Source organism: Prevotella koreensis, assembly GCF_003977605.1.
Lineage (GTDB): Bacteria > Bacteroidota > Bacteroidia > Bacteroidales > Bacteroidaceae > Prevotella > Prevotella koreensis.
In genome coordinates this window covers 2,510,313-2,530,934 of record NZ_RYYU01000001.1, presented here as the reverse complement: position 1 = coordinate 2,530,934, position 20,622 = coordinate 2,510,313, and the positions used below count along the sequence as shown (strand labels likewise).

Sequence of the window (20,622 nt, the reverse complement as noted above, 5' to 3'; positions counted from 1 at the left end):
TAAATTTTTCGTGAGTTGCATTCTCCAAGAAGATTGGGAATGAAAACCTTGTCAATTAGTAAGCCTAATCGGCACGGACACGCACATTTCTGTGTAATCGGCACGGGTGAGATGTGCCTTGACGTTGAAGCCAAGACGCACGTTGCCAAAGTTCGAGAACGTGTAGTAAAGACCGATACGCTCATAATATGGCTGCTCCAAAGCCTTGGGTTTAAGCCCCATGTTGCGATAAAGATACCAACCGATGCTCATTGCTATCGATAATTGCCGATAGAAAACTTCATGCTTCGCGGCGATGCCCACAGACCAACGACTGTACTTGTCGGCCTGTTGCCAATTCTTCTCCATCTCTTTTAAGTCATCGGCATAACGCCCATAGAAGACATCAAAGCCGATGCCTGACGCCCAACGGCGTGCATAACGACACATCAAGTCTGCCTGAGCCGACCATGTGACATACCTATTGAAATGGTTTTTGCAATAATCGGGCGAATCGGGAGAGGTGTAGAACTGTGTGAGTTGGAACTCCTCATTGAGAGCCTTTATGCCGACAGATGCCGAGAAATTCAAGTAAAAATAACGTTTGAAAGGTTCAGGGCGGTAGTCGTTGCGATGTTCCACCACCTCATTGTAATAAGGATAATAAACCAGTCCGACAGCAGGTCCGAAGACATTGGCACCCTTGTTAGGCATATTCATCGAACCATTGCTGTGATGATAATAGTCTATGCCGGCACGTATGCCCCACTTCGGCATCACACGATATGTGCAATGAAATCCGGCACCGAAATAAACCAGCCATCGCGAACCGATGAGCAGATTGTCTATGGCATCCCGATTGTTCCATTTGCGATGAGAATAGCCAACGCCCATGCTTATCATATAGTCTATTTCCCAACGTCGGGTGCGCAACAAAGGACGATTGAACGTAGCGTATGCAGTGACTATATTTCCAAGGCGAGACTTGTAATCGGCCGGCACATACTGCCCCCATTCAGGGTCTTTGACGCGTTGCATGCGCACTCGATGATGATCGCTGTAACGCAATCCGAACGAGAACGACGGATAACCATAATCTGCGGCGAAGGCATCGCTGTCTTTCGGCAATGCACTATATGTAAGAGCAGCACCGAATGAGGCCGTACCATCTTCACGCATGAACTTCTTCTGATAATCGTCTATCGACAACACCGTTCCGCTACTGACAGAAATCTCTGCACCAAAATGGCGCAGAGAGTCACGTTCCGTTGCTTCGGCGAGCATCGGTATAAGCAAAAGCGAGGTCAATATCCTGACAAATCGGGACATATCAGTTGGCCTTTTCAGAAAGGAATTTCACGCGTACAAGGCGCACCTCATCCTCTTCGTATTCGTTACCGAGTTCTTTCATGGCCACTTTAAGGTCGTCTGTTTCACTCTCCATGAAATAGTCGTATATGTCTTCAATATGCTCTTCGTCCATTACTTCTTCAAGGAAATAGTCGATATTGAGTTTCGTGCCGCTATATACGATAGCATCCACCTCGTCAAGCAGTTCGTCAAAATCGATTCCTTGGGCGTTGGCAATATCGTCAAGTGCCATCTGCAAGTCAATGCTTTGTATTATTTTCACTTTCAGCATGGACTTCTTGGCAACGGTACGAATGCGCAAATCCTCCGGTCGTTCGATGTCATTCTCCTCACAGTGTTTCTTTATCAGTTCCACGAAAGGTTTTCCGAACTTGCGTGCCTTGCCTGCCCCAACACCCTGAATGTTCTGCAACTCTTCAAGCGTTATGGGATATACGCACGACATTTGCTCAAGCGAAGCATCCATAAATATTACGTATGGCGGCAGACCGACACGTTTCGACACGTCGCGGCGCAGTTCTACGAGCATCTTATATAGCACCGGATCCAGCGCACCACCGTGTCCCTCGCTTACGGTATCGTCCTCGACAAAGTTGAATTCATTGTCCAATACGATCTGGAACGGCTTCGGTTTCTTGATGAATTTCTTTCCTTCGGATGTAAGTTTCAGCAGTCCGTAGTTCTCAACGTCTTTTCTCATGTAGCCGGCAATGATTGCTTGGCGTATCACAGGGTTCCATATCTTCGGGTCTTCATCTTCTCCTGCACCGAAACATTCCAGTTCGTGATGTTTGTGAGACACGATGTCGTCGGTGGGACGTCCTTTCACAAAGTCTATTATATAGTCTTGCATGAAATTCTCTTTCACCGCAGCCACGGAGGTAAGTACTATCTGAAGAGCGTTCTGAGCCTCTATCTTGACCTTCGGATGCAGACAGTTGTCGCAACTGCCACAGTTCTCACGCTCATACTCCTCACCGAAATAGTGCAGCAACATCTTCCTACGACACACCGAAGACTCCGCGTATGCGGCTGTCTCTTGCAACAGTTGTCTGCCGATGTCCTGCTCGGCCACGGACTTGTTCTCCATGAACTTCTCGAGTTTCTTCAAGTCTTTGTTGCTGTAAAAGACGATACAAAGCCCCTCTCCGCCATCACGTCCGGCACGTCCGGTCTCCTGATAATATCCTTCGAGGCTCTTAGGTATGTCGTAGTGTATAACGAAACGCACGTCGGGTTTGTCAATTCCCATACCGAATGCAATCGTTGCCACGATGACATGAATGTCCTGCATGAGGAAATCGTCCTGTGTCTGCGAGCGCGTGGCACTGTCGAGACCGGCATGATAAGGTGCTGCCTTTATATCGTTAGCACAGAGTATCGCGGCCAATTCTTCCACTTTTTTCCTCGAGAGACAATATATTATTCCGCTCTTTCCGGCATGCTGCTTAACGAACTTCACTATCTGCATGTTCGTTGCCTCCTCGCTCACCTTCGGTCTTACCTCATAATAGAGATTTGGACGATTGAAAGAACTCTTGAACTCGGCAGCATCAACGATACCGAGACTCTTCTTTATGTCTGTTCTAACCTTGTCGGTGGCAGTTGCAGTGAGTGCAATTATCGGTGCACGGCCTATCTTATTTATTATCGGACGTATGTTTCTGTACTCCGGACGGAAGTCGTGCCCCCACTCCGAAATGCAATGCGCCTCATCTATCGCATAGAATGAGATCTCCACACTGCGCAGAAATTCCACATACTCATCCTTGGTCAACGACTCCGGAGCAACGTAAAGAAGTTTAGTCTTGCCGTTCTTTATGTCGTTCTTTACGAGATCTATGGCCGATTTATTAAGCGAAGAATTGATGTAATGAGCCATTCCGTCCTCCTCGCTCAGACCGTTTATCACGTCAACCTGATTTTTCATCAATGCTATCAACGGTGATATTACAATCGCCGTGCCGCCCATTATGAGCGATGGCAACTGATAGCACAAGGACTTTCCTCCTCCTGTTGGCATCAGCACGAACGCATCTTTGCCATTGAGCAGGTTGCGGATAATCGCCTCTTGGTCTCCCTTGAAAGTGTCAAAGCCGAAATATGTCTTCAGCGGTTCAATAAGGTTAACTTCTTTCATAGCATAGTTTGTTAGGGTAGCAGTTAGCTTTCAACTCTCAAGTTTCTGCAAGTGAGCCTTTTCCAACTGCTTCCTTGCATAGTCGATAGTAACGACAAAACTCTTCACATCTTGCGACGGAACATCAAACATCGCATCCATCATCACACTCTCAACAATCGAGCGCAGTCCGCGTGCACCGAGTTTGTACTCCATCGCCTGCTCAACGAGATAGTCGAGCGTATCTTCCGGGAACTTCAGTTTTATACCGTCCATCTTGAACAGTTTCTCATATTGCTTAACTATGGAGTTCTTCGGTTCAACAAGAATCTTGCGAAGCGCATCACGGTCAAGCGGATTGAGATAGGTAAGCACCGGCAAGCGGCCTATCAATTCAGGTATCAGTCCGAACGATTTCAAGTCCTGCGGCAAGATATATTTCATCATGTCGTCCTTGTCAATGTTCCTCACGTTCTGCACCGAGTTATATCCCACCACGTGGGTATTCAGTCTCTGCGCAATCTTACGTTCTATACCATCGAATGCTCCGCCGCAGATAAATAGGATGTTGCGTGTGTCAAGATGTATATAATCTTGGTCAGGGTGTTTTCTTCCGCCCTTTGGTGGCACGTTGACGACAGCCCCCTCGAGCAATTTAAGCATGCTCTGCTGAACTCCTTCGCCGCTAACGTCGCGCGTAATCGACGGGTTATCGCTCTTACGAGCAATCTTATCAATCTCGTCGATGAACACAATACCACGTTCGGCAGCAGCCTGATCGTAGTCGGCAACCTGAAGAAGTCGGCTGAGAATGCTCTCCACATCCTCACCCACATATCCCGCTTCGGTGAACACCGTGGCATCGACGATGGTGAACGGCACGTCTAACAACTTGGCGATAGTGCGTGCAAGGAGAGTTTTACCGGTACCGGTGCGCCCCACCATTATGATGTTGCTCTTCTCTATCTCCACCCCACTCTTGTCTGCCGGTTGCTGAAGTCGCTTGTAGTGGTTATACACAGCCACCGCCAAGAAGCGTTTGGCCTCATCCTGTCCGATGACATATTGGTCGAGATGAGCCTTTATATCGTGCGGTTTGGGTACCTTCTTGAGTTTGAATTTATCGGCTTTCGCTTCCTTTACCGCCTCCAATAGTCCCGAACTGAGCAATATGTCGTGAGCCTGTTCCACACAGTTCTCACAGATAAATCCCGTCATTCCGGATATGAGCAATCTCGCTTCGTTCTCGTCTCGCCCACAGAAACTACATCTTTTCTTCATTTCTTCTTCGTCAGCACTTCGTCAATCATTCCGTAAGCCTTGGCCTCCTCCGCATTCATCCAGTAGTTGCGGTCGCTGTCTGCATACACTTTGTCGTATGGTGTGTGAGAATGTTCGGCTATGATGGTATATAGTTCTTTCTTGAATTTCAGTATTTCCTTTGCCTCTATCTCGATATCAGAAGCCTGTCCCTGCACTCCTCCGAGCGGTTGGTGTATCATCACTCGGCTATGTGTCAGTGCAGAGCGTTTGCCTTCCTGTCCGCTCACGAGCAGTACTGCTGCCATTGAGGCCGCCATTCCGGTGCATATCGTCGCCACATCGCTCGAAATGAACTGCATCGTGTCGTAGATTCCCAATCCCGCCGTAACGCTTCCGCCCGGCGAATTTATATATATAGAAATGTCTTTTCCGGGGTCTGTGGAGTCGAGATATAGCAACTGCGCCTGCAAGGTGTTTGCGGTGTAATCGTCAATCTGCGTTCCGAGAAATATTATACGATCCATCATGAGACGAGAGAACACGTCCATCTGCGTCACGTTCAACTGTCTCTCCTCAAGTATATACGGGTTAAGATACTGCGACTGCAACTTAATCACATCGTCAAGAGCCAGTCCGTTAATTCCAAGATGCTGTGTAGCATATTTTCTAAAGTCGTTCATATTTTCCTATTCTTTTATCCATGAAAAAAGAGATTATCGACTTTTTTCATGCTCTTTGTAATTACAAAGTTATGAAAAAAGTCGATAACCCCCTAATATATCAGAAAAAAAATCCGTAAAAAATGTTATTTCAGGCTTTTTCTTTTATTTCTCCTATTTATATTATGCCTCGAAAAGTTTGTTGAAATCATCAAGAGAAATTTCTTTCTCGTTGAGTTTGACAATCTTCTTGAGTGCTTCGGTGAGTTTGCGGTCAATGCTACGGTCAACGAGGTTGTCAACATACTCTTTCTTCTTCAGCATGTCGGCAGCATAGTTCTCAAGATACTCGTCGGGCACATTGTTCATACCATACTGTGCGAACTGTGCGCGTGCGGCCTCTTTGGCAGCCTCCTTGATGTCCGCATCCTCGATTTTCACATTGTTTGCAGCCACAAGTTGCTCCTTGATGAGGTGCCATGTGAGTTCCTTTATGCTCTTCTCGTAATTCTTCTCAACGAAGTCTGCACCCTTATCCTTATTGTTGTTCAGCATCACGCGCTTCAATGTTGCGTCGGGATATGTGAGTTTGCCCACCTTGTTCTCGCAGTATTTGCGCAGGTCTTGCAAGAAACGGAAGTCACTGTCTGTAACAAACTGTGCTTTCAAATCCTGTGCGATGCGCTCGCGGAAAGCCTTCTCATCGGCGATATTGCCCTCGCCATACACCTGATCGAAGAGTGCCTGATTAACCTCAGCCTTCACATAGCGTGATATTTCGGTAATCTGATAACTGAAATCGGCAGTTATATTCTCAGCCTCCTCACGTGAAACCTTCAACATTCCCTGTATTTCGGCAGAGCCTTCCGGGTAAGCCTTCTTTGGATTGAACGTTATCACGTCGCCGAGTTTCGCACCTTGGAACAAAGCTTTCTGCTCCTCCACCTTGATATATTCAGGCATCATTATGGCAGCCTCAACGCTGATGCCACCTTCCTTGGTGTTGCCTTCTGCATCGAGTTCGCGCATATCGCCCTTCAGCATGTCGTTAGCCTGATATTCCTCCACCTTATCGTAGTGTCCCGAACGTGAAGCATACATGTCTATCTGACGGTCGATAATCTTATCGTCAACAGTGATATTGTAGAAATCTACAGTATCTTTCTTTGTTATTTCAATTTTGAACTCCGGTGCAACGGCGATGTCAAAGACGAAAGTGTAGGGTGCCGGCTTCTCGAGATCCACCTGTACCTGCTGCTCTGACGGCATTGGTTCGCCCAGCATCTGCACTTTGTTCTCACGCACATACTTGTAAATCTCCTCGCCCAGCAAGTTGTTTATAACATCCACTTTTACAGCGTTACCATACTGGCGGCGCACCATGCCCATAGGTACCTGCCCCGGACGGAATCCCGGAATATTGGCACGCTTGCGGTAATCCTTAAGTTGCTTTTCCACCTTTTCGGTATAATCAGCCTCTTCTACTGTCAAGGTCATCAATCCATTTACCTTGTCAGGATTCTCAAATGTTACTTTCATTTGTATTATTTAAATCTTTGATTATTACTAATTTCACGAATTGAAATGCAAAATTACGCATTATTTTCGTAATAATATAATATCAATATGAAAAAATTTGTTTTTTTAACCATAAGGCATTATAACATATAGCCAGACAGATGCGTAAGAAAAGGAAAAGAGGATATGGCGATTCACTCCATATCCTCTTTACTTTTCAACACTTCATTTCAAAATGTTACTTGATTATTATCTTCTGAATAGAGACAACTTTCGTTCCGTTCATTTCCTTTACGATGTATATACCCTTGACCGACGGACGGACAGTACCGAGCGCGTGACCACTGATGGTAAAGTAATACTTCGTGAAGCCCTCTTCCACTGCACTTGCAGAATCGATGCCGGAAGTAAATTCTGCCGTTACAATCCAGCCCTTGGCCTTTGCCTGTTCGATGTTCGCGCCCGCAGTTCCCGGCATTTCGCTGATGTTGAGTTTACGACCCCAAGCCTCGTTGTTCACGTTGATTTCAACATTCGATACATCTTTCAGTACATCGATGATTGCATTTAGAACGTCAACCGGCAACTTATTATTCTGTATTAGGACACCCTCCAAGTTCAGATTCTTTGAAAGGTCGAGCGTTGTAAGTTGATTTTCCTCGGCCTCAAGACGCTGCAAACTCTTGTTATTAGAGAGATCGAGTTCGGCAATGTTGTTCTTGCCACACTCCAACCAATAGAGATATGAGTTATTCTTCAAATCAAGCGTGCTTATTGCGTTGTTATCAACTTTCAGCCACGACAGATTTGGTTGCTTTGTAACATCAATAGCTGAGAGTTGGTTGCTGCCAAGTTGAACCTGAAGGAGTTGCTTATTGTTAGACAAATCCACTTCTGAAATACGGTTATTGTTTGCAATGAGCATCGACAACATAGACTGTTGCGACGTATTCAACTCCGTGAGATTGTTGTCACTGACATTAAGCCATCTAACGTTCGGGCACTTTGATATATCAACAGCCGACAATTTGTTCTTGAAAAGATAAACTCCTTCCAAGAATTTGTTCTTCTGCAAGTCAATAGAAGTGAACTTATTATCAGCAACACTGAGAGTCTTCAGGTTTACGCAAGGCGTTACATCGATTTCATTCATTTCATTAGAGAAAGCATAGATATTCTCAAGATTAGCCAAATCCTTCAGATCCAAGGACGTAATTTTGTTCTCCGTGCAACTCAAATCCGAAAGAGCCGGCAGTCCCGTAACATCCAATGCAGTCAGACTGTTGCGCGAACAATCAACCTGAGTGAGAGCATCATGTTTCGGCAATATCAGTTCTTCCACCTTATTATCAGCACAGTCAACCTTTGAAAGTTTTGTCATCTCGCTGCAATCGATGGTTCCGGCGATCTCGTTCTCGTGACAGTCGAGCACGCGTAGCAACTTACAGTTCTTCACATCGAGAGCGGTAATCTTGTTTTTCTCGCAATAAATGCCGGTAAGATTGAGGTTCTGTGTAACATCGAGTGCGGTGAGTTGGTTTCCTCCCAACTGAATACGACTTAGCGTAGGAGCACGTGTTATGTCAACAGCCTGCAGATTCTGATTTGTCGCAACGAGTATAAGGATGTTGTCACCATAGATTTTCACCTCTTTACCCAAGGTGGTATGCGTGATGTAAGAAGCCTTGCTATACTCCTGCAAGTTACCGTCTCCCCAGTCAATATGGAACACCACACCGTTGCTTCCGCCCGTTCCCACGGTCACTTCACTGCCTGCTTCGGCATAGGTGAGCGTAATGTTCGGCAATTTCTCTGCCTCACGTTCGTATGCTCCCTTGTCTATTGCAGAGCCTGACACGCGCGGATTGCCCAGTATGTCGGTTTCTTCAACGATACCTTCTGTCGCTGTTCCGGCATCAATAAACTCACTGCCGGCAGCCAATGTCCAGTTGGCAGCCTTCACAGCCACAGTGTCTGCCGCCGTCTTTGCCACTCCGTTGAATGTGGTAGGATTGGTGAAGTTAGTCTTGTCGGCATTCGGATTGCCAATGGTATTGAACACTTTCAGATTTTCTTCAGCATTACCTTCAATTCCGATATTGGCAATTTCACTTTCAGCACGCAACATATTGTTCTGCACCGTGCAGTTGATTACACGACCATCTTTTATGTAAATGCCGCCGCCACTGAACGCAGTGTTGTTGAACACCACCGAACCGAGCACATCGCCACTCTCGTTATAGATGCCGCCACCTTTACCACCGTTGCTATCGCCCATTTCAATCATGTCGGCATAGCAGTTTGCCACAAGGTTGTAAGACGCAACAGACTTGTTATATACACCGCCACCGAGCAGTCCGCGGCACTCGTAAACAACGTTACGTTCGGCCTTTCCGTCATTGTAGATGGCACCACCCGAACCGCCGTAGCAGTTGTTGAAAGTGCAGCCTGTGACCGTTCCACCGATATTATATACCGCACCACCGTTTTCAAGCGCAACACAGTCCTCGAAATCGCAGTTGCTGATGGTCACATTCTTTGCATAAACGGCACCGCCCAAACCTCTGCCGTAACTTGAGTGGCTATAGTTGCGGGCGAAATAGCACTCGGTAATTGCTGCATTTCCGGAGCCGACCAAATACACGGCACCACCATTGGTGTCGCTACTTCCTGTGGATTCGTTCTTGAACCAAGCCGAATTTTCAACCACCTTACATGCTTTCAACGTAATGTTTCCCTTCGCATAGAGTGCGCCTCCCGCTGCTTTCGACTTATAATCATTCGCATGTGCGCCTTTAAGTGTAAGTCCGTTGATTTCTGTGGCATCCACAAGTTCGCCCGCAGCATAGAGCACATGATGGTAATTGTCTGCCGTTCCGGGTATAACACTATTCTCCACATGCCACGCATAGCGATAAGTAGTGGCATCCTGGAACTCTCTCACCCATATATCAGCCACATCGTCATCGGCACTAAGTATGGTTTCGTTCACGAAATCGTAGGCTTTTCCGCCCTCTTTCAGTGCACGTTCGGTCTTGTCGGCCTCTGTTCCGGCAAAACCTCCGTAGATTGACACGCCACTCTTCATTATGAATGCGCGGGAAAGCGGTCTTGAACTTTTGATGAGTTCTTCGGGAGCGTAAACTCCGGCGGCCACCCATATCTCATCTCCGGCGGCCGATTCGTTAATGGCAGTCTGCAAACTGCCCAATGCCGAAGCCCACGACGAACCATCGCCGGTGCTTCCGCTCTTCACGTAACGCACCTTTGCCTCCATCGGCATGGCAACAAAGAACAGTGCGAACGCTACTGATAAAAGTAAAAATGTTTTTTTCATAATATTTATTTTATTAAAAATGTTTTTCGGTTATTAAACAAATTCCACCAACCAATATTCCAATAATAATCATTAAGCAACGACATCGGGACAACTTTAAATTATCCCGATGCCTACTTATAGGAATAAAAAACAGAACGAATATGAAGTACTATTCGATGTGGTCGGCAATGAACTCTTCGAGTTCGGTACCTGTCAGGCCTTCAGAAAGTATGCGTCCTTCGGAGTCGATAACCAGTATGTGTGGAATAGACTGCACATTATAAAGACGCACAACCGGACTTTTACCGCCTTTGAGGTCAGAAACCTGTACCCATTTCATCCCCATTGACTCCACTGTGTTTTTCCAGTCGTCCTTGCTTTCGTCAAGCGACACGCCCACTATGCCAAGTCCGTCTTCTCCATATCTGTCGTAAATATCAACAAGATTGGGCACCTCGCGCATGCAAGGCGGGCACCAACTTGCCCAGAAGTCAAGAATCGTTATCTTGTTCTTCTTTACCTCACTCATCAGATTTACTTTCTTGCCTTTAATATCGTCAAGAGTGAAATCCTTTGCCATCTTCAGTTCGGCAACAGCCATCGGCTTAACGTCTTCATTGCCGACGGTTTGTTCCTTCACTTCGTTAGCAGAATCATTACTATCCGTTGCAGGCTTACCCGGAACATTGCATGAACACACTGCAAACGCCAAAGCCATAAACACGACTGCGAGAGAGTATCCCTTTTTCATAGTGACATTATTATATTTAGATGATATACTGGTCGCTGATGCTCTTGTTTTCGAGCACTCGGCGTATAGTCTCGGCGAACATGTCGGCAACGCACAGTTGCTTAATCTTCGAGCAGTTTTGATTATAAGGAATCGAGTTTGTCATTACGATTTCCTCAAGAGTACTGTTCTGCACACGCTCGCTTGCCGGACCGCTCATCACGCAGTGGCTTGCACATGCTCTTACGCTTTTTGCGCCCTCTGCAATCATCACGTCGGCAGCCTTGGTGATTGTCCCGGCCGTATCAACCATATCGTCAACCAGAACCACATTCTTTCCCTTTACCTCACCAATAATCTGCATGGAATCAACCACATTTGCCCTCGACCTTGTCTTGTTGCAAAGTACGAGCGGACAGCCAAGATATTTTGCAAACGTGTTAGCCCTCTTGCTACCGCCGACATCAGGCGATGCAATAACCAGATTGTCGAGATTAAGACTCTGCAAATAAGGCAGAAGCACGCCCGAAGCATACAAATGGTCAACAGGCACATCAAAAAATCCCTGAATCTGGTCTGCGTGCAAGTCCATTGTTATCAGGCGGTCGATACCGGCAGCGTTCAGCAAGTCGGCCACAAGTTTCGCACCGATACTCACGCGCGGTTTGTCTTTTCGGTCCTGTCGTGCCCACCCGAAATACGGAATCACCGCATTGATGCTCTTTGCCGATGCTCTCTTTGCCGCATCAATCATAAGCAACAATTCCATGAGGTTGTCCGAAGGCGGGAATGTGCTTTGCACGAGGAACACGTCACGGCCTCTGATGGATTGCTCGTACGAAACGGCAAACTCTCCGTCAGAGAACTTCGTCATGACAAGGTTTCCTAATTGGCAACCCAAACTCTTGCAAATCTTTTCTGCCAGATATTTGGTGTTTGTGCCCGCGAATACCATGAAAGAATTTTGGTCTATCATTTGTTATCTATTTTGAGTTTGAAAAAAGTATTATCAAGCCACCTAATCCACTATTTTTTTTATTTTCACAAAGTGATTCAGCAAGTCTTTATAGTCTTGCTGTTTGTGTATATCAAAGCGTTTCCATATATCTCCGCAAATCACTACACCACCGAATCCCAACTGCTTTATTTCCTTAATATTGTCAATATTCAACCCTCCGAGCGCATACACATGCTTATCTATCAGACCCTGTTTGCGCGCATCAATGAGTTCTTCGGTTGTGAAATCGCCCTTTCTGCCGGTCTCCGAATTTTCGGTTGCGATATGCTTCAGGAAAACATATTCCGACTTTTTCTTTGCCTCCTTCAGTTGGTCGATAGCGGTGCATGTTCTTGAGAACTTTCCATTATATCCCTGTGGCAACGATGCCGACGGGTCATCTACATGAATGCCTCTGAGTCCATATTCGTCTTTCAGATAGTAATGGCCATGCACAACCATCTTCTTGTAATACTCCTCCGGAATCAGCGACAACAGCCTTTCGGTGAATACCGGTGACGAATCCGGCTTATATACATGAAGGAAATCCATACCTTCCTCAAGAAGGTTGGATAATATTTTGTCTTCTTCCACAAAGAATGTGGGCTTGGTCATTAAAATAAGTTTCATTTCATGTTAAGATTACGCCCTGCAAAGGTATGAAAAAAAATTTGATAAGGCCACATTTTGCAGATATAAATATTTGATTATGATTTTCAATTTAGCCCAAATTGCTAACCAATCTCGCCTAAATTGCCAACCAATTTCGCCCATTTTACTCTGCAATCTCGCCCATTTTACTTTTTAATAGCATTCATTCCTGCCCGCAATACATTTTCCCCTACGCGTTCATCGCTCCTCCCTGCTTCGACACAAGACGCTTAAAAGCAATAACAGAACACTCATCGCTCATCGCTCCGCTCGGCTCCGACAGGAGACGCTTTCGAAGCAAAGCGAAGAAAGAACACTCATCGCTCAACCCTCAACCCTCATCGTCCATCCTTCTCCTCTTCTCTTCATCAATCTGCTGGAAGTCTTTCTGTCGCAGCACAAATCCGCTACCGAGATATTTCTCACGCACTATGCTGTTCTCGGCGAGTTGTTCCGGAGTGCCTTGAAAGAGTATTCGACCTTCGAACAGCAGGTAAGCGCGGTCGGTGATGGATAGCGTTTCCTGCACGTTATGGTCGGTTATGAGTATTCCGATGTTACGATATTTCAGTTGCCAAACGATGTGCTGAATGTCTTCCACGGCAATCGGATCGACACCGGCAAAGGGTTCGTCGAGCATTATGAACTTCGGGTCGATGGCAAGGCATCGCGCTATCTCTGTCCTACGGCGTTCTCCACCCGAGAGTCGGTCGCCGGTATTCTTGCGCACTTTCTCCAATCTGAACTCACGTATCAGACTTTCGAGTTTTTCGAGTTGATATTTCCTCGTGGTCTTTGTCATCTCGAGCACCGACATTATATTGTCTTCCACACTCATTTTGCGGAACACGCTGGCCTCCTGCGGCAGGTAGCCTATGCCGGCGCGTGCTCGTTTATATACGGGATAGTCTGTTATGTCGTGAGCATCAAGAAATATGTGCCCGGCGTTTGGCACCACAAGTCCTGTCGTCATGTAGAACGATGTGGTTTTGCCGGCACCGTTCGGCCCGAGCAGACCCACAATTTCGCCCTGTCTGACGTTGATTGACACGTCGTTAACCACGGTTCGTTTGCCGTAGCGTTTCACCAAACCCTCGGTTCTCAACACCGCATCGCCCTCGCGGTAACTGCCGTTTACGTTTATCGTATCGCTCATATCTGTTCCAAAATAATCGTAATCATCAATGACACAAAATACTTGCCCATCTTGATTGTCAAATCATATAATATGTTTCAGAATGCAAAAGTACAAATTATTATTAATTTGCAAGCATTTTTCCGGCATTTTTCGGTAACGTCATCGTAAGTAATTCGGGTTTTCTTTTACGCCTTATTAAGTTTTCGTGAAACAAAAAAGCCATATCTGCAATTCTTTACGAAAAGCAGATATGGCTTTTATTGTTATGCGATACTAATCTATTTCTTAGAGATCGAACTTGTAACCAAGTGTCAACTGAATAACGCTGTTGCGTGTCTTTGTTGCATCTGATTCATTAACATTAGTAACACCGAAGTTGTAACGAGCGTCAATAACGAAATCTTCAATCTCGTAACTTGCTCCAACAGGGATGCTCAAGTCGAAAGATTTATAAGCTTTCTTCACATCAAGTTTATCTAATTTTGCACTCATAAGGAATCCCGGCTGAACACCAACCTTAAGAGCAAAATTCCTTGCAACATAGAAATTTGCAACAAGAGGAATATTGAAATACTCTGTATCAATATTTGGGAGCGGATCATCAATAGCACATCCCTGCATTGCATAGTTCAAACCTGCTGCAAGACTGAGAAGATCGGTTGCCTGATATTCTACTTCCGCACCTGCAATGAGTCCTAACTTCATATTTGCTCCTTTAGAATCTTTACCTGCAAATGTAGTAAGAGTTCCACCTACCTTAGGCTGTATTGAAACCGAACCAATTGAATGCTGTGCGAATGATGCAACCGACGATACCATCATCAATGCTGCGATAAATAACTTTTTCATAATTAATTAATACTTTAAAAATTGGTAAATTGTATTTATTTAATTCGCTACAAAAGTAGACAAAAGATTCTTTATGAACAAATATTATGACATCTTTTTTTAAAAACTCCACAAAAACAACAAAAAAAAGATAAATTAGGACAATACAAATGCGAATAAAAGAAAAACAATACGGCAAAAATGCCGTTATTCGGTCGATTTTAATTACTTTTGCAAACAATTTCATTCAGACATCAATATGTTTATAAAGAAATATCTTACCATTTTCGGACGATACCTCATGCTCATGGGACGCGTGTTCTCAATGCCTGAACGCATGAGAATGTTCTTCAAGCAATACACTAAGGACATGACCCAGTTGGGTGTTGACTCCATAGGTATCGTACTGCTTATCTCGTTCTTCATCGGTGCCGTTATCTGTATTCAGATGAAGTTGAACATACAAAGTCCGTGGATGCCACGCTGGGTCAGCGGCTACACCACACGCGAGATAATGCTTCTGGAATTCTCGTCGAGCATCATGTGTCTGATACTTGCGGGGAAAGTGGGCTCCAACATAGCCTCGGAGTTGGGCACGATGAGGGTCACGCAGCAGATTGACGCGCTTGAGATAATGGGTGTCAACTCTGCGAGTTATCTCATTCTGCCCAAGATTTTGGGAATGATAACAATGATGCCATTCCTCGTTATTTTCTCGTCGGCTCTCGGAATAGTTGGTGCTTACGCCACTGCCTATTTGGGGCATGTGCTCTCGCCCGACGACCTCACACTGGGTTTGCAGCACGACTTTAGGGCATGGTTCGTGTGGATGAGTATTATCAAGAGCATCTTTTTTGCTTTCATCATCAGCAGTGTTTCTTCTTACTGCGGATATTCGGTGGAAGGCGGCTCGGTGGAAGTCGGCAAGGCCTCTACCACTGCGGTGGTGAGCAGTTCGGTACTGATTCTTTTTTCAGACGTGTTCCTCACACAGTTGCTTTCATGAAATTAAAGTAACGGAGGTCATGGCAAGGCGATGCTCACTTTTATCGCACACCTCCTTAACTCAATAAATCAAGACAACAATATGATTGAGATAAAGAACCTGTATAAATCTTTCGGTGACAAAGAAGTACTTAAAGACGTTAATGCCACTTTCAGTAACGGAAAGACCAATCTGATTATCGGTCAGAGCGGATCGGGAAAGACTGTTCTGATGAAGAACATCGTGGGATTGCTTGAACCCACATCGGGCGAAATACTCTACGACGGACGCGACTTCGTGGCCATGTCAAAACGTGAGAAGGTGATGCTGAGACGCGAGATGGGCATGATTTTCCAGAGTGCTGCCCTCTTCGATTCCATTCCTGTGTTGGAGAATGTAATGTTCCCGCTCGACATGTTCTCAAGCATGACATTGAGAGAACGCACGAAACGCGCCGAGGAATGTCTCGACCGCGTGAACCTTCTTGATGCGAAGGACAAGTTTCCCGGCGAACTTTCGGGAGGAATGCAGAAGCGCGTGGCAATAGCAAGGGCAATAGCCCTGAACCCGAAGTATCTCTTCTGCGACGAACCTAACTCCGGACTTGACCCTAAGACGAGCCTCGTAATAGATGAATTGCTGCACAGTATCACGCAGGAATACAACACTACTACTATCATAAACACTCACGACATGAACTCGGTAATGGGAATCGGTGAGAACATCATATTCATATATAAAGGCAACTCGGCATGGACAGGCAACAAGGATGAGATAATGACATCAGACAACAAGAAACTGAACGACTTCATTTTTGCCTCCGACCTATTCAAGAAGGTCAAGAAAGAGGAGATGCGCGAACTGCATGACAAGGAATGACAATACAAATATAAAGAACGAAAATACCGGAAACAAGACAGAGATTTATGTCTTATTTCCGGTATTTTCGTTTCTATCGCATTAACTTCTCGACCCGCAAAGCGTCTATATGCCACTCATAAGACATTCCCTAATTGTCTTCCTCAGCGTATATACCACCTGCCTTCACGCTCAACCATCGGCACAACAACATCCTCTCGCGTGCTGTCGGCATAGCACATTCTTAGTGTCACCAAAGCCGTTGGCGAAAGACGGTCAAGTTGGCAGTCGGCAACCTCCACCGCAACCCAGCCGCCATTGAGTGCTTTCTGCTGCTCGGCAAACGTCTTGGCATTAAGAATAAGTTGGCGACGATAACCGGGCGGCAGACTGTCCGGATAGTTGAGAGCATCAACATATCCATCGTAGTTGCCTTCGATGAGACGTTCGTAATAACCTTTGGCAAAAAGTCCGGCAGCATTCTTTTCCTTTTCAGCGTCACTGCCACAACCAATCGCTGCGAACATCACTACAAGCAGAACGGCATATATCAGTTTGCGCATTGCTACGAGATGTTATTTCTGTCTTATGAAAATGTTTATCGGCGAGCCGGTCAGTGTCCAGTTATCACGTATCTTGTTCTCAAGGAAACGCTTGTATGGTTCTTTGATATACTGCGGCAGATTGGCATAGAACACGAAACTCGGAATCTGAGTATCCGGAATCTGCGCACAATACTTTATCTTTATGTACTTTCCTTTTATCGATGGCGGCGGTGTAGCCTCGATGATAGGCAACATCACCTCGTTGAGTTTCGTCGTTCCAATCTTCGCCTTACGATTGAGGAACACATCCTTCGCCGTTTCAAGTACCTTGAAAATGCGCTGCTTGGTGAGCGCAGAAGCAAAGATTATCGGGAAGTCGGTGAACGGAGCCATGCGGTTTTGTATGGCATTCTTGAAAGTATCTATTGCTTTCTGACTCTTGTCCTCCACGAGATCCCACTTGTTTACGACCACAACCAGCGACTTATTGTTCTTCTGTATCAACTGGAAGATGTTCATGTCTTGGGTCTCAATACCTCGCGTGGCATCAATCATCAGTATGCAGACATCGCTATTCTCAATGGCGCGTATCGAACGCATCACGCTATAGAACTCAAGATCTTCCGTTACCTTATTCTTACGACGTATGCCGGCGGTATCAACGAGATAAAAATCGAAACCGAACTTATCGTACTTCGTATATATACTGTCGCGTGTTGTACCTGCAATTTCGGTCACTATGTGACGGTCTTCTCCGATGAAGGCATTTATCAGGCTGCTCTTTCCGGCATTAGGTCGTCCCACCACGGCAAAGCGCGGGGTATCGTCGAGGAAGTCGTCTTCGTCTTTTGCCGTGGGCAGTTTTTCGAGTACGAGGTCAAGAAGGTCGCCGGTACCGCTTCCGGAGATGGCACTTACGCACTGCGGTTCGCCAAGTCCGAGTTTGTAGAACTCCATTGCATCGAACTGTTGAGCACTGTTATCCACCTTGTTGGCAACCAATATCACCGGCAGGTTTGTGCGTCGCAGTATCTTTGCCACGTCTTCGTCCCAGTCGGTGAGTCCGTTGTCGGTATCTACAAGGAAAAGTAGGAGGTCGGCTTCTTCTGTTGCCACCATTACCTGCTTGCGTATCTGTTCCTCAAATATATCATCGCTGTTTACCACCCAGCCGCCGGTATCAACCACCGAGAACTCCTTGCCACACCATTCGCACTTGCCGTATTGACGGTCGCGCGTGGTTCCGGCCTCGTCACTGACAATTGCGCGACGACTCTTGGTGAGCCTATTGAAAAGCGTTGACTTACCAACGTTCGGTCTTCCTACTATTGCTACTAAATTTCCCATATCTTCTTATCTTTCTTTATCCCGTACATTACGAGCCTGCCACACTCCTATCCCGGGTTATATCCAAAATTATTCAGTTCTCTTTGGGACGAACGCCAATCCTTGTCAACCTTTACAAAGCATTCCAGATAGATGCTCTTGTCGAAGAATCGTTCAAGCGACTTGCGTGCCTCGGTGGACATCTTCTTGAGCGCAATACCCTGATGCCCGATTATGATGCCCTTCTGCGAGTCGCGTTCCACATAGATTACGGCACTGATGCGGATTATCTTCTCGCTTTCCTTGAAACTCTCCACGGCCACCTCTACCGAATAGGGTATCTCCTTGTCGTAGTATAGGAGTATTTTCTCACGTATTATCTCGCTCACGAAGAATCGTGCGGGTTTGTCGGTGAGTTGGTCTTTGTCGAAGAAAGCCGGGCTTTCGGGCAGCAGTTCCTTGATGCGCTTGAGCAGAATCTCCGTTCCGAACTTGTTCTTCGCAGATATAGGGAGTATCTCGGCATTGGGCAATAACTTGTGCCACAGTTCTACGATGTCACCAAGGGTGGTGGTGAGGTTTGAGTGTTGAGCGTTGAGTGGTGAGCGTTGAGCGTTGAGCGTTCTTTCTTCGCTTTGCTTCGAAAGCGTCTCCTGTCGGAGGCGAGCGGAGTGTTGAGCGTTCTGAGGAGATGATTTGTGGATAGGTTTTGAGTTCTCCACATTCTTTTCCTGTCCGGAATTATCCGTACCAAGTACATCAATCTTGTTTATCAACAATATGACAGGCTTCTTCATCTTCTGCACTTTCTCAAGAAAATCCATGTTCTTCTCCGGCTTCTCCACCACATCGGTGACATAAAGAAGCACGTCGGCATCGGCAAGTGCACTCTCAGAGAAAGCCAACATCGACTCCTGTAACTTGTAGTTAGGCTTCAGTACTCCCGGAGTATCGCTGAAAACAATCTGCATATCGTCGGTATTGACGATGCCCATGATGCGGTGGCGCGTAGTCTGCGCCTTGAAAGTGGCAATGGAAATGCGCTCACCTACAAGTTGGTTCATCAGCGTTGATTTGCCGACATTGGGGTTTCCCACGATATTTACGAATCCTGCCTTGTGCATATTGTTGTATGTTATATTATCGTTTTTAATCTAAAAAAACGCATCTTATTAAATTATTTAATAGGATGCGTCTTTCATTGGGGGTATAATCCTAATCGTTGATGCGGCATGTGATATGAAAAAACGTGCCCCATTCAGCAATTTATCATGCCTTGCAGACTATTTATATGTTTTCACGAAGCCCGCATTTTTTCATTTTTACTTTGTCGCCGGACTGTCGTATGCCCACTTGTAGTAAACTGCGCCGTGTACGAACCCTGCTCCGAAGGCTGTAAGAATGAGATTGTCGCCCTTCTTCAACCGGTTCTCATATTCCCAGAGTGCCAATGGAATTGTGGCGGCACTGGTGTTACCGAAATGCTCGATATTTACCATTACCTTCTCCATAGGCATTTCGAGACGTTTTGCAACGGCCTCTATGATGCGTATATTTGCCTGATGTGGCACAACGAAGCGGATATTATCTTTATCCAGACCGTTGCGCTCGGCTATCAAGGCGCAGTCGTCACTCATATTGGTCACTGCATAACGGAATACCGTGCGACCCTCCTGATAGAGGTAGTGCAGACGATGATCCACCGTGAAATGGTTCGGAGGACAAACCGAGCCGCCGGCTTTGAGATGAAGGAATGGCAAACCTTTGCCATCGGTACGGAAGTGAGAGTCGAGCACTCCGATGTTCTCTTCCTCCGTTGCTTCAAGAAGTACTGCGGCCGCTCCGTCGCCGAAGAGGGCGCAGGTTTGTCTGTCTTTGTAATCGATAACCGACGACATTTTGTCGGCTCCTATCACAATGATTTTCTTGTGGCGACCACTCTGTATCATCATCGCCGCGGTATCAAGTGTATAGATGAAACCGCAACATGCTGCCCATAAGTCGTACGCAAAGGCATTCTTCAGTCCAAGTTTCCCAAGCACGATAGAAGCCGTGGATGGGAATTTATAGTCGGCTGTAGAAGTGGTAAGTATCAAGGCATCGATTGAATCGGGGTCAACACCCGTTTTCTGCAACAACTGCTTCGCAGCCTTGCGAGCCATGTAACTCGTTCCAAGTCCTTCCTCGTTGAGGATGCGACGTTCCTTGATACCGACACGCGATATAATCCACTCGTCGTTGGTGTCAACCATTCTCGACAGTTCCTCATTGTTGAGGACATAGTCGGGAACATAGCCGCCCACACCGGTGATTACTGCGTTTATCTTTCCCATTTT

Annotated in this window: 18 protein-coding genes; 2 read left to right on the top strand and 16 right to left on the bottom strand. The window is 46.2% G+C overall.

Annotation, left to right across the window (positions count from 1 at the left end):
- Positions 1-51: 51 nt before the first annotated feature.
- The 12 genes from EHV08_RS10710 to EHV08_RS10660 all read right to left on the bottom strand — a co-directional run bounded on the left by EHV08_RS10710 (position 52) and on the right by EHV08_RS10660 (position 14,593).
- Complete coding sequence (locus tag EHV08_RS10710) at positions 52-1,308, bottom strand: acyloxyacyl hydrolase (protein ID WP_238988074.1); 1,257 nt, start codon at positions 1,306-1,308, stop codon at positions 52-54.
- 1 nt (position 1,309) lies between these two features.
- Entirely contained in the window at positions 1,310-3,490 is a 2,181-nt protein-coding gene (gene recQ, locus EHV08_RS10705; RefSeq protein ID WP_126679256.1) for a DNA helicase RecQ, read from the bottom strand.
- A 30-nt stretch (positions 3,491-3,520) separates the two neighbouring features.
- Entirely contained in the window at positions 3,521-4,750 is a 1,230-nt protein-coding gene (gene clpX / locus EHV08_RS10700) for an ATP-dependent Clp protease ATP-binding subunit ClpX (RefSeq protein WP_126679255.1), read from the bottom strand.
- Positions 4,747-5,412, bottom strand: a complete 666-nt coding sequence (clpP, locus tag EHV08_RS10695; protein WP_126679254.1) for an ATP-dependent Clp endopeptidase proteolytic subunit ClpP — start codon at positions 5,410-5,412, stop codon at positions 4,747-4,749. The genes clpX and clpP overlap by 4 nt, the downstream gene beginning before the upstream one ends.
- A 162-nt stretch (positions 5,413-5,574) precedes the next feature.
- On the bottom strand, positions 5,575-6,930 hold the full coding sequence (gene tig / locus EHV08_RS10690) for a trigger factor (protein ID WP_126679253.1): 1,356 nt from the start codon (positions 6,928-6,930) through the stop codon (positions 5,575-5,577).
- 217 nt (positions 6,931-7,147) lie between these two features.
- The gene (locus tag EHV08_RS10685) at positions 7,148-10,246 is read right to left on the bottom strand and encodes a choice-of-anchor Q domain-containing protein (RefSeq protein WP_126679252.1); all 3,099 of its coding nucleotides are present in this window, start codon (positions 10,244-10,246) and stop codon (positions 7,148-7,150) included.
- A gap of 151 nt (positions 10,247-10,397) precedes the next feature.
- Complete coding sequence (locus EHV08_RS10680; protein ID WP_126679251.1) at positions 10,398-10,979, bottom strand: TlpA family protein disulfide reductase; 582 nt, start codon at positions 10,977-10,979, stop codon at positions 10,398-10,400.
- 16 nt (positions 10,980-10,995) lie between these two features.
- Entirely contained in the window at positions 10,996-11,934 is a 939-nt protein-coding gene (locus EHV08_RS10675) for a ribose-phosphate pyrophosphokinase (RefSeq protein WP_126679250.1), read from the bottom strand.
- 42 nt (positions 11,935-11,976) lie between these two features.
- Positions 11,977-12,585 carry a thiamine phosphate synthase gene (locus EHV08_RS10670; protein WP_126679249.1) on the bottom strand — a complete coding sequence of 203 codons (609 nt, stop codon included), beginning with the start codon at positions 12,583-12,585 and terminating at the stop codon, positions 11,977-11,979.
- 211 nt (positions 12,586-12,796) lie between these two features.
- On the bottom strand, positions 12,797-12,934 hold the full coding sequence (locus EHV08_RS11490) for a hypothetical protein (protein WP_158676083.1): 138 nt from the start codon (positions 12,932-12,934) through the stop codon (positions 12,797-12,799).
- A gap of 3 nt (positions 12,935-12,937) precedes the next feature.
- Complete coding sequence (gene lptB, locus EHV08_RS10665) at positions 12,938-13,762, bottom strand: LPS export ABC transporter ATP-binding protein (RefSeq protein WP_126679248.1); 825 nt, start codon at positions 13,760-13,762, stop codon at positions 12,938-12,940.
- 267 nt (positions 13,763-14,029) lie between these two features.
- On the bottom strand, positions 14,030-14,593 hold the full coding sequence (locus EHV08_RS10660; protein WP_126679247.1) for a porin family protein: 564 nt from the start codon (positions 14,591-14,593) through the stop codon (positions 14,030-14,032).
- Positions 14,594-14,831: 238 nt separating this feature from the next.
- Between EHV08_RS10660 and EHV08_RS10655 the strand changes: the two genes are divergently transcribed.
- Both EHV08_RS10655 and EHV08_RS10650 read left to right on the top strand, forming a co-directional pair.
- On the top strand, positions 14,832-15,578 hold the full coding sequence (locus EHV08_RS10655; RefSeq protein ID WP_126679246.1) for an MlaE family ABC transporter permease: 747 nt from the start codon (positions 14,832-14,834) through the stop codon (positions 15,576-15,578).
- Between the two features lie 81 nt (positions 15,579-15,659).
- Positions 15,660-16,436 carry an ABC transporter ATP-binding protein gene (locus tag EHV08_RS10650; protein WP_126679245.1) on the top strand — a complete coding sequence of 259 codons (777 nt, stop codon included), beginning with the start codon at positions 15,660-15,662 and terminating at the stop codon, positions 16,434-16,436.
- Positions 16,437-16,579: 143 nt separating this feature from the next.
- Here EHV08_RS10650 and EHV08_RS10645 read toward each other — a convergent pair whose 3' ends face one another.
- The 4 genes from EHV08_RS10645 to EHV08_RS10630 all read right to left on the bottom strand — a co-directional run bounded on the left by EHV08_RS10645 (position 16,580) and on the right by EHV08_RS10630 (position 20,619).
- Positions 16,580-16,978 (bottom strand): hypothetical protein, encoded by a 399-nt coding sequence (locus EHV08_RS10645; RefSeq protein WP_126679244.1) that lies wholly within the window; start codon positions 16,976-16,978, stop codon positions 16,580-16,582.
- A gap of 12 nt (positions 16,979-16,990) precedes the next feature.
- The gene (gene der, locus EHV08_RS10640; protein WP_126679243.1) at positions 16,991-18,307 is read right to left on the bottom strand and encodes a ribosome biogenesis GTPase Der; all 1,317 of its coding nucleotides are present in this window, start codon (positions 18,305-18,307) and stop codon (positions 16,991-16,993) included.
- A 47-nt stretch (positions 18,308-18,354) separates the two neighbouring features.
- Entirely contained in the window at positions 18,355-19,410 is a 1,056-nt protein-coding gene (gene era, locus EHV08_RS10635; RefSeq protein WP_126679242.1) for a GTPase Era, read from the bottom strand.
- Positions 19,411-19,608: 198 nt separating this feature from the next.
- Positions 19,609-20,619, bottom strand: a complete 1,011-nt coding sequence (locus EHV08_RS10630) for a beta-ketoacyl-ACP synthase III (RefSeq protein ID WP_126679241.1) — start codon at positions 20,617-20,619, stop codon at positions 19,609-19,611.
- Positions 20,620-20,622: the final 3 nt, after the last annotated feature.

Excerpts from the sequence above, each read along its gene's own strand:
- EHV08_RS10685 (WP_126679252.1), bottom strand. The coding sequence starts at position 10,246 with ATGAAAAAAACATTTTTACTTTTATCAGTAGCGTTCGCACTGTTCTTT.
- EHV08_RS10710 (WP_238988074.1), bottom strand. The coding sequence starts at position 1,308 with ATGTCCCGATTTGTCAGGATATTGACCTCGCTTTTGCTTATACCGATG.
- EHV08_RS10645 (WP_126679244.1), bottom strand. The coding sequence starts at position 16,978 with ATGCGCAAACTGATATATGCCGTTCTGCTTGTAGTGATGTTCGCAGCG.
- der (WP_126679243.1), bottom strand. The coding sequence starts at position 18,307 with ATGGGAAATTTAGTAGCAATAGTAGGAAGACCGAACGTTGGTAAGTCA.
- EHV08_RS10660 (WP_126679247.1), bottom strand. The coding sequence starts at position 14,593 with ATGAAAAAGTTATTTATCGCAGCATTGATGATGGTATCGTCGGTTGCA.
- era (WP_126679242.1), bottom strand. The coding sequence starts at position 19,410 with ATGCACAAGGCAGGATTCGTAAATATCGTGGGAAACCCCAATGTCGGC.
- EHV08_RS10650 (WP_126679245.1), top strand. The coding sequence starts at position 15,660 with ATGATTGAGATAAAGAACCTGTATAAATCTTTCGGTGACAAAGAAGTA.
- EHV08_RS10675 (WP_126679250.1), bottom strand. The coding sequence starts at position 11,934 with ATGATAGACCAAAATTCTTTCATGGTATTCGCGGGCACAAACACCAAA.
- EHV08_RS10670 (WP_126679249.1), bottom strand. The coding sequence starts at position 12,585 with ATGAAACTTATTTTAATGACCAAGCCCACATTCTTTGTGGAAGAAGAC.
- lptB (WP_126679248.1), bottom strand. The coding sequence starts at position 13,762 with ATGAGCGATACGATAAACGTAAACGGCAGTTACCGCGAGGGCGATGCG.
- tig (WP_126679253.1), bottom strand. The coding sequence starts at position 6,930 with ATGAAAGTAACATTTGAGAATCCTGACAAGGTAAATGGATTGATGACC.
- clpP (WP_126679254.1), bottom strand. The coding sequence starts at position 5,412 with ATGAACGACTTTAGAAAATATGCTACACAGCATCTTGGAATTAACGGA.
- recQ (WP_126679256.1), bottom strand. The coding sequence starts at position 3,490 with ATGAAAGAAGTTAACCTTATTGAACCGCTGAAGACATATTTCGGCTTT.
- EHV08_RS10680 (WP_126679251.1), bottom strand. The coding sequence starts at position 10,979 with ATGAAAAAGGGATACTCTCTCGCAGTCGTGTTTATGGCTTTGGCGTTT.
- clpX (WP_126679255.1), bottom strand. The coding sequence starts at position 4,750 with ATGAAGAAAAGATGTAGTTTCTGTGGGCGAGACGAGAACGAAGCGAGA.
- EHV08_RS10630 (WP_126679241.1), bottom strand. The coding sequence starts at position 20,619 with ATGGGAAAGATAAACGCAGTAATCACCGGTGTGGGCGGCTATGTTCCC.
- EHV08_RS10655 (WP_126679246.1), top strand. The coding sequence starts at position 14,832 with ATGTTTATAAAGAAATATCTTACCATTTTCGGACGATACCTCATGCTC.